The organism is Burkholderia sp. Ac-20344 (assembly GCF_017104975.1).
Lineage (GTDB): Bacteria > Pseudomonadota > Gammaproteobacteria > Burkholderiales > Burkholderiaceae > Burkholderia.
Genome location: NZ_JAAGPP010000117.1, coordinates 22,183 through 30,367 on the forward strand (window position 1 = coordinate 22,183; position 8,185 = coordinate 30,367).

The following is an 8,185-nucleotide window of genomic DNA, read 5'->3' on the forward strand; positions in this document are numbered from 1 at the left end:
CGATCGTGTGGGTGGCTACGTACGCTGCAGGCCGAACCACGACGGCACGAGCGCCACCGCCTCGTCGAGCGAGGCGAGCACATGCAGGCTCAGCGCGACGATCTCGGGCGTCGGCGCCTTCAGGTCGGGCACGGTGACGACCGATGCGCCCGCGCCGGCGGCCGACTGCGCGCCGAAGTCGCTGTCCTCGAACGCGACGCACCGGTGCGCCGGCACGCCGAGGCGTTCGGCCGCGAGCCGGTAGACGGCAGGGTCGGGCTTGCCGCGCGCGACTTCGTCGCCGCCCGCGACCGCGCGGAAGAACGGCAGCACGCCGACCGCGTCGAGCCGCGCGCGGATCACGTCGCCCGCGGACGACGACGCGACCGCGCACGGAATCCCGGCTTGCGCGAGTGCGTCGAGCAGCGCGAACGCGCCGGGCTTCAGCGGAAACTTCGGATGCGGTTCGGGCGCCGCGAGTTGCTCGCGCACGCGGGTGCGCACCGCGTCGAACGTATCGGGGTTGCCGATCAGGCGTGCCAGGATGACCTGGCCCTCGGCGAACGAGCGGCCGACGATCTGCAGGTAGTCGGTGGCGGTCAGCGTGACGCCGTGCGCATTCGACACGTCGATCCACGTGTTCATGATGGTCCGCTCGGAATCGACGAGCAGGCCGTCCATGTCGAAGAGTGCGGCGGAAAAGGTCATCGGCGGCATTCGGGAAGCAGGGCAGGCAATGGGCGGCGCGACGGCCGCCCGAATGAAAAACGGACGCCGAAGGCGTCCGTCCGGAACAGCGGGCTTACTGGCCGAGTGCGGCGCGGGCAGCCTTGACCGCCGCACGCACCTGGTCGGGCGCGGTGCCGCCCGGGTGGTTGCGGCTGGCGACCGAACCCTCGAGCGTCAGGTAGCCGAACACGTCTTCGCCGATCAGGTGCGCGACGTTCGGCAGCTCCTGCTTCATTTCGTCGAGCGTCAGGTCGGCCAGGTCGATACCGCGGTCGTCGCAGATCTTCACGGCGTGCGCGACGGCTTCGTGCGCATCGCGGAACGGCAGGCCGCGCTTCACCAGGTAGTCGGCGAGGTCGGTGGCGGTCGAGAAGCCCTGCAGCGCGGCCGCGCGCATCGCGTCCGGCTTCACGGTGATGCCGGCAACCATCTCGGCGAAGATCCGCAGCGTGTCGGCGACGGTGTCGACCGTGTCGAACAGCGGTTCCTTGTCTTCCTGGTTGTCCTTGTTGTACGCGAGCGGCTGGCCCTTCATCAGCGTCAGCAGCGCCATCAGGTGGCCGTTCACACGGCCCGTCTTGCCGCGCGCGAGCTCGGGCACGTCCGGGTTCTTCTTCTGCGGCATGATCGAGCTGCCGGTGCAGAAGCGGTCGGCGATGTCGATGAAGCCGACGCGCGGGCTCATCCACAGCACGAGCTCTTCGGAGAAGCGCGACACGTGCGTCATCACGAGCGCGGAGGCGGCCGTGAATTCGATCGCGAAGTCGCGATCGGATACGGCGTCGAGCGAGTTCGTGCAGATACCGTCGAAGCCGAGCGTCTTCGCCACGGCGTGACGGTCGATCGGGTAGCTCGTACCGGCGAGTGCGGCTGCGCCGAGCGGCAGGCGGTTCACGCGGGTGCGGCAGTCGCGCATGCGCTCCGCGTCGCGCGAGAACATCTCGACGTACGCGAGCAGGTGGTGGCCGAACGTGACGGGCTGGGCGACCTGCAGGTGCGTGAAGCCCGGCATGATCGTGTCGGCGTTCTGTTCCGCGAGGTCGAGCAGCGCGCCGCGCAGGTCGTTCAGCAGGCCGCCGATGCGGTCGATCTCGCCGCGCAGCCACAGGCGGATGTCGGTCGCGACCTGGTCGTTGCGCGAGCGGCCCGTGTGCAGGCGCTTGCCGGCATCGCCGATCAGCGCGGTCAGGCGCGCCTCGATGTTCAGGTGGACGTCTTCGAGGTCGAGCTGCCATTCGAATTCGCCGCGCTCGATCTCGCCCTTGATCTGCGCCATCCCGCGTTCGATCGCGGCCAGGTCGTCGGCGCTGATGATCTTCTGCGCGGCGAGCATGTTCGCGTGCGCGAGCGAGCCGGCGATGTCGACGAGCGCGAGGCGCTTGTCGAAAAATACCGACGACGTGTAGCGCTTGACCAGCTCGGACATCGGTTCCGAGAAGCGGGCCGACCAGGCCTCGCCCTTTTTGTGCAGTTGGGACGTCATGGCGATTCTTCGAAGGGAGATTGAGCGGCGTGCGCCGCCGAGGAATCCTGCGATTCTAACATTCGCGGGCCTGCCCGCCGCGGCGCGCAGCCGTTCGCGGCGGGCCGCCGGCCGTGGCCGGCCCGTTCAGTCGCGCACGAGCACGACCAGCTTCAGGTCCTCGCGGTGCGCGGGCTTCAGCGTGATCTGCTGGTACACGAGGCGGCCGTCGGCCGGATGGTCGAATTCGCGCAGGCCGCCTTCGCGTTCGAACACGTCCTGCGATGCCCAGTACTGCGCGAAGGCATCGCTGCCGGCGGTCAGCGCGTCGATCAGCGCACGCGTTGGGGCATCGGTCAGGTGACGGATCGAATCGGCGCGGAATTCGGCTGCGAGCCGCCGCGCGCGGGTTTCCCAGTCGACGATCAGCGTGCGTGCGGCCGGCGACATGAACGTGAAGCGCAGCAGGTTTCGGTCGTGCTCGCCGTCGAGCCAGCCGGAGAACAGCGCGGCGGCCGGCGCGTTCCATGCGAGTGCGTTCCATTGCCGGTCGAGCACGTACGCGGGCGTTGCGATTGCCGCGACGGTCGCGGCGAGCGTCGGCGGCAGGTCGCCGCCCGCGACGTCGGGCTCGGCCGGGTCGCGCTGCGCGGCCAGTTCGAACAGGTATGCGCGCTCGGCCTTCGACAGTTGCAGCGCGACGGCGATGCGCGCGAGCGCGTCGGCCGACGCCGACACGGGGCGGCCCTGTTCGATCCATGTGTACCAGGTCGGGCTGACGCCGCACAGCTGCGCGACTTCTTCGCGCCGCAGCCCCGGCGTGCGGCGGCGCGGGCCGGGCGGCAGGCCGACGGCCTGCGGCGACAGCCGCTCGCGGTGGGCGCGGATGAATTCGCCGAGTGCGCGGGCGGGCGTGGCGTCGAGCGGCGGGACGGGGGCGGAGGACGGGTGGTTCATGCGGAAACGGCGAAATGGAAGCGGGGACGCGGCAACGATCAGACAGGTGTATCGAATACCAGAATAACTGCTTAACTTGTACTGGTACAAACGCAGGCCTATTGTAGCGGCTCGCGCGCTGGCAGGGCAGCGCGCGTCCCACAAAACGCGTTTCATGGGGCCGGAACAAGCGCCGGTCGAGTGCGCAAGGCATGGGGCGGCAGTAAGCGCTAAAGCGCGAATTGCCGTCGACATATAAAGGAGCGAACGATGAAACACCACGACCAGGTCGCCGACGCATTCGGTACGACGGCCGCCGCCTATCTCACGAGCACGGTCCACGCGACGGGCGCCGATCTGCAGACGCTCGCCGACGCGGTACGCGCAACACCCGATGCCGCGGTGCTCGATCTCGGCTGCGGCGCCGGCCATGCGAGCTTCGCGGTCGCGCCGCACGTGCGCGACGTGGTCGCCTACGATCTCGCCGCGCAGATGCTCACGACCGTCGACGCCGCCGCGCGCGAGCGCGGGCTCGCAAATATCCGTACGCAGCAGGGCCCGGCCGAGCAACTGCCGTTCGACACGGCGACGTTCGACTGGGTCGTGAGCCGGATGAGCGCGCACCACTGGCACGACATGCGCGCGGCGCTCGCCGAGGTGCGCCGCGTGCTGAAACCGGGCGGCCGCGTGCTGATGATCGACATCGCCGGCAACGACCATCCGCTCCTCGATACGTACCTGCAGGCCGCGGAAGTGCTGCGCGACGCGTCGCACGTGCGCGACTACCGCGCGGACGAATGGCTCGCGATGTTCCGCGATGCAGGCTTCGACGCGCACGTGCACAGCCGCTGGCGGCTGCCGATCGATTTCGATACGTGGGTCGCGCGCATCCGCACGCCGGCCGACAGCGTCACGGGCATTCGCGCGCTGTGGGCGCATGCGCCGGACGAGGTGCGCGGCTACTACGCGGTGCAGCCCGACGGCTCGTTCGAACACGACGCGCTGCTGATCGACGCGAGCTGAGCGCGAGATGTGCCTGCTCGGTTTCGCCCGCACATGAAAAAAGCCGCGATACGCACCGTGAGTACGGTGGCGTATCGCGGCTTTCACGATGCCGGCCAGCGCGGCATCACACCGCGCCGCTTGCGGATCAGCCCGTGTTGCGCAGGCCGGCCGCGATCCCGTTGATCGTCAGGTGAATCCCGCGGCGCAGCCGCGCGTTCGTGTCACCCGCGCGGTGGCGCTTGATCAGCTCGACCTGCAGGTGGTTCAGCGGATCGAGGTACGGGAAGCGGTTCTTGATCGAGCGCGCGAGCAGCGGGTTGGTCGCGAGGCGGCCTTCTTGCCCGGTGATTTCCGCCAGCGCCTGCGACGTGCGCTCCCATTCCGCGACGATCCGCTCGAACACGTGCTTGCGCAGCTTGCGGTCGGAGACCAGCTGCGCATAGCGCGACGCGACCGCGAGATCCGTCTTCGCGAGCACCATGTCCATGTTCGACAGCAGGTTCGCGAAGAACGGCCAGGTCTTGTTCATCTTCTTCAGCAGCGCGACGCGCTTCGTGCGTTCGGCGTCGTCCTGCGCGCCGTCGAGATACGCACTCACCGCGCTGCCGAAGCCGTACCAGCCGGTCAGCAGCAGCCGGCACTGGCCCCACGAGAAGCCCCACGGAATCGCGCGCAGGTCCTCGATCTTGCGCTGCTTCGGATCCTGCAGCTTGCGCGAAGCGGGGCGGCTGCCGATGTTCAGCTCGGCGATCTCGGTGATCGGCGTCGACGAGAAGAAGTAGTCGGTGAAGCCCGGGGTTTCATAGACGAGCGCGCGGTACGCGGCCATCGCCGAATCGGACAGCGTCTGCATCGCCGCCTCGAACGCCGGCAGCTGTGCGGGCGCGTTGTTCTGCGGCAGGAGCGTCGCCTCGAGCGTCGCGGCGACGACCGTCTCGAGGTTGCGGCGGCCGATCTCGGGGTTCGCGAACTTGCTCGCGATCACCTCGCCCTGTTCGGTCAGGCGGATCTGGCCGTTCACGGTGCCCGGCGGCTGCGACAGGATCGCCTGGTAGGTCGGGCCGCCGCCTCGACCGACCGTGCCGCCGCGGCCGTGGAACAGGCGCAGCGTGATCTTGCGGTCGCGGAACAGGTCGACGAGCGCGAGCTCCGCGCGATACAGCTCCCAGTTCGACGTGAGGAAGCCGCCGTCCTTGTTGCTGTCCGAATAGCCGAGCATCACTTCCTGCTCGGCGCCCTGGTGCGCGATCAGCGCGTCGATGCCCGGCAGAGCGAAGTATTCGCGCATGATGCGCGCGGCGTCGCGCAGGTCGGGGATCGTTTCGAACAGCGGGATCACCATCAGGCTGTTCCGCGCATCGCCGCCGGGCACGCCGAGCGCGCCTTCGAGCAGGCCCGTCTCCTTCTGCAGCAGCAGCACCTCGACGAGGTCGCTGACGGTTTCCGTATGCGAAATGATGTAGTTGCGCACCGCGCGTGCACCGAATTGCGCGCGGACTTCGCGTGCCTTCTCGAACACGCCGAGCTCGCTCTGCGCGAGCGCCGAATATTCGAAGTACGGCAAGCGCAGCGGACGCGGATCGGCGAGCGCGGCGAGCAGCACGCGCAGCTTGTCTTCCTCGGCGAGCGCCGCGTAGTCGGCCTCGACGCCCGCGCGCGCGAACAGCTCGGCGACCACGGCTTCGTGGATATCGGAGCTCTGGCGCAGGTCGATGCTCGCGAGATGGAAGCCGAACACTTCGGCCGCGCGCACGAGCGGCGCGAGGCGCGGCGCGGCGAGCGACGTGCCGTGGTGTTCGTCGAGCGACGCGGTCAGCACCTTGAGGTCGGCGACGAACGCTTCGGAATCCGCATACGGGATTGCGCGCACGGGCGGCGCGCCGCGGCCCGCGCTGCGCACCGGCACCGTGCCTTCGCCGAGACGCACGCGCGCGCTTGCGGCGAGGCGCGTGTAGATGCCGATCAGCGCGCGACGATACGGCTCGTCGACGCGGTGCGGCGACTGGTCGGGGGAGGCTGCCGCGAGCGCCTTCACGGCGTCGTTCGCGCCGACGAGCAGGTTCGATACCGACAGCTCGGCGCCGAGCTTGTGCACCTGTTCCAGGTAGTGCTCGAGGATCACCGCGGCCTGGCGGTTGATCGCCTCGTCGAGCGTCGGCGCGGTCACGTTCGGATTGCCGTCGCGGTCGCCGCCGATCCAGCTGCCCATCTGGAAGAACGCGGGTACGCGCGCCGACAGGCCGTGCTCGGCGAGCGCGGCCTCGATGTCGCCGTACAGCGCGGGCAGTTCGTCGAGGAACGTCGCGCGGTAGTACGACAGCGCGTTCTCGATCTCGTCGCCGACCGTCAGGCGCGAGTCGCGCAGCATGCGGGTCTGCCACAGCGCGGTCACGCGCGCGCGCAGCATCGATTCGTTGTACTGGCGCTCACGGCTCGTCAGCTCCTGGTCGCGCTCGGCGAGCAGGCGCGCGATGTCGTGCTGCGCGTCGAGGATGCTCTTGCGCTGCACTTCGGTCGGGTGCGCGGTCAGCACCGGCACGATCAGCGCATCGTCGAAGAAGCGCTGCAGCAGCCGCTTCGACGCGTTGCCGGTCGTCTTCAGCTGTTCCAGCGCGTACGCGACCGTGCCGGGCTGCGACGCGGAGCCGGCCAGCGCGTGGATGCGGCGGCGGCGGTTGTGGTGGCGGTCTTCTGCGATGTTCGCGAGATGCGAGAAATAGCTGAACGCGCGCACGACGCTCACCGTCTGCTCCGGCGTCAGCTTGCGCAGCTTCTTCTCGAGCGTCTGCGCGGCTTCGCTGTCGTCCTCGCGGCGGAACTTGACCGCGGTCTGGCGAATCGTCTCGACGACGTCGAACACGGTGTCGCCTTCCTGCTCGCGCACGACGTCGCCGAGCAGGCGGCCGAGGAAGCGGATGTCGTCGAACAGCGGACCGTCCTTGTCTTCGCGCGTGCGTGTGCCGGGCTTCTTCGCCCCCGCCGTACGGGTAGCCGAACCGGCGGCTTTCGTCGTGCGTTTTGTCTGACGTATCGGGTCTTTCGGTTTCGTTGCCGTTTTCGCACGGCCGTTCGCGGTGGTGGCGACGGTGTCCGTCGAGGCGTCGGAGGAGGACTGGGCAGCATTGCGGCGCGCCGTACGCGCCGATCCGGAAGACTTCACGATGAATTTCCTTGGGAAAGCTCGAGTCAAAAGGAACTGCGGAAACTGCGAAACTACGGTCAAGCAACCAGCTACGTGCGGCACATCCGCGCATCGGCGCCGCGACCCGCTCGGCGGCAGGCCTGGCGCAGGCTCCGGGCCCGGGCGGGCCGGGGCGTGCGTGCTACCATTGTTCGATCTTCAATCCCGTCCTTCGATGTTCCAGCAATGAATTCCGAGACCCCTGCGGCCGGGCCGCAACAGGCACAAGCGCCCGCGACGTTGACGATTGCTTCGCGCGAGAGCCGCCTGGCGATGTGGCAAGCCGAACATGTGCGTGATGCGCTGCGCAAATTATATCCAGCTTGTGACGTGAAAATCCTCGGGATGACGACGCGCGGCGACCAGATTCTCGATCGCACGCTGTCGAAGGTCGGCGGCAAGGGCCTGTTCGTGAAGGAACTGGAGGCCGCACTGGCCGATGGCCGCGCCGATCTCGCCGTGCATTCGCTGAAGGATGTGCCGATGGCGCTGCCCGACGGCTTTTCGCTCGCCGCGATCATGGCGCGCGAAGATCCGCGCGATGCATTCGTATCGAACGACTACGCGTCGCTCGACGCGCTGCCGGCCGGCGCCGTGGTCGGCACGTCGAGCCTGCGCCGCGAGGCGATGCTGCGCTCGCGCTATCCGCACCTGGACGTGCTGCCGCTGCGCGGCAACCTCGACACGCGCCTGTCGAAGCTCGACCGCGGCGACTACGCGGCGATCATCCTCGCGGCCGCCGGCCTGAAGCGCCTCGGCCTCGAAGCGCGGATCCGCGCGCTGCTCGACGTCGAGGCGAGCCCGCCCGCCGCGGGCCAGGGCGCGATCGGCATCGAGATCGCATCGCACCGCAGCGACGTCGCCGCGTGGCTCGCGCCGCTGCACGACCCGCA

At 68.9% G+C, this 8,185-nt stretch carries 6 protein-coding genes; 2 read left to right on the forward strand and 4 right to left on the reverse strand.

Annotated features, from left to right (window positions below):
* Positions 1-15: 15 nt before the first annotated feature.
* From G3N64_RS29030 to G3N64_RS29040, 3 genes are all read right to left on the reverse strand, one after another.
* Positions 16-687 (reverse strand): HAD family phosphatase, encoded by a 672-nt coding sequence (locus G3N64_RS29030; RefSeq protein WP_205787123.1) that lies wholly within the window; start codon positions 685-687, stop codon positions 16-18.
* 94 nt (positions 688-781) lie between these two features.
* Positions 782-2,191, reverse strand: a complete 1,410-nt coding sequence (argH, locus tag G3N64_RS29035) for an argininosuccinate lyase (protein ID WP_205787125.1) — start codon at positions 2,189-2,191, stop codon at positions 782-784.
* Between the two features lie 126 nt (positions 2,192-2,317).
* On the reverse strand, positions 2,318-3,127 hold the full coding sequence (locus tag G3N64_RS29040; RefSeq protein ID WP_039368575.1) for a helix-turn-helix transcriptional regulator: 810 nt from the start codon (positions 3,125-3,127) through the stop codon (positions 2,318-2,320).
* A gap of 249 nt (positions 3,128-3,376) precedes the next feature.
* Here G3N64_RS29040 and G3N64_RS29045 point away from each other — a divergent pair, with 249 nt between their 5' ends.
* Positions 3,377-4,129: a class I SAM-dependent methyltransferase gene (locus tag G3N64_RS29045; protein ID WP_205787126.1), complete on the forward strand. Its 753-nt coding sequence runs from the start codon at positions 3,377-3,379 to the stop codon at positions 4,127-4,129.
* A 127-nt stretch (positions 4,130-4,256) separates the two neighbouring features.
* Here G3N64_RS29045 and ppc read toward each other — a convergent pair whose 3' ends face one another.
* The gene (gene ppc / locus G3N64_RS29050; protein WP_205787127.1) at positions 4,257-7,271 is read right to left on the reverse strand and encodes a phosphoenolpyruvate carboxylase; all 3,015 of its coding nucleotides are present in this window, start codon (positions 7,269-7,271) and stop codon (positions 4,257-4,259) included.
* Positions 7,272-7,478: 207 nt separating this feature from the next.
* On the opposite strand from ppc, the gene hemC reads away from it, so the two are divergent.
* The coding region (gene hemC, locus G3N64_RS29055) for a hydroxymethylbilane synthase (RefSeq protein WP_205787128.1) at positions 7,479-8,185 on the forward strand (707 nt) is incomplete at its 3' end.

Coding starts and splice junctions, on each gene's coding strand:
- G3N64_RS29030 (WP_205787123.1), bottom strand. CDS start 687: ATGACCTTTTCCGCCGCACTCTTCGACATGGACGGCCTGCTCGTCGAT.
- argH (WP_205787125.1), bottom strand. CDS start 2,191: ATGACGTCCCAACTGCACAAAAAGGGCGAGGCCTGGTCGGCCCGCTTC.
- G3N64_RS29040 (WP_039368575.1), bottom strand. CDS start 3,127: ATGAACCACCCGTCCTCCGCCCCCGTCCCGCCGCTCGACGCCACGCCC.
- G3N64_RS29045 (WP_205787126.1), top strand. CDS start 3,377: ATGAAACACCACGACCAGGTCGCCGACGCATTCGGTACGACGGCCGCC.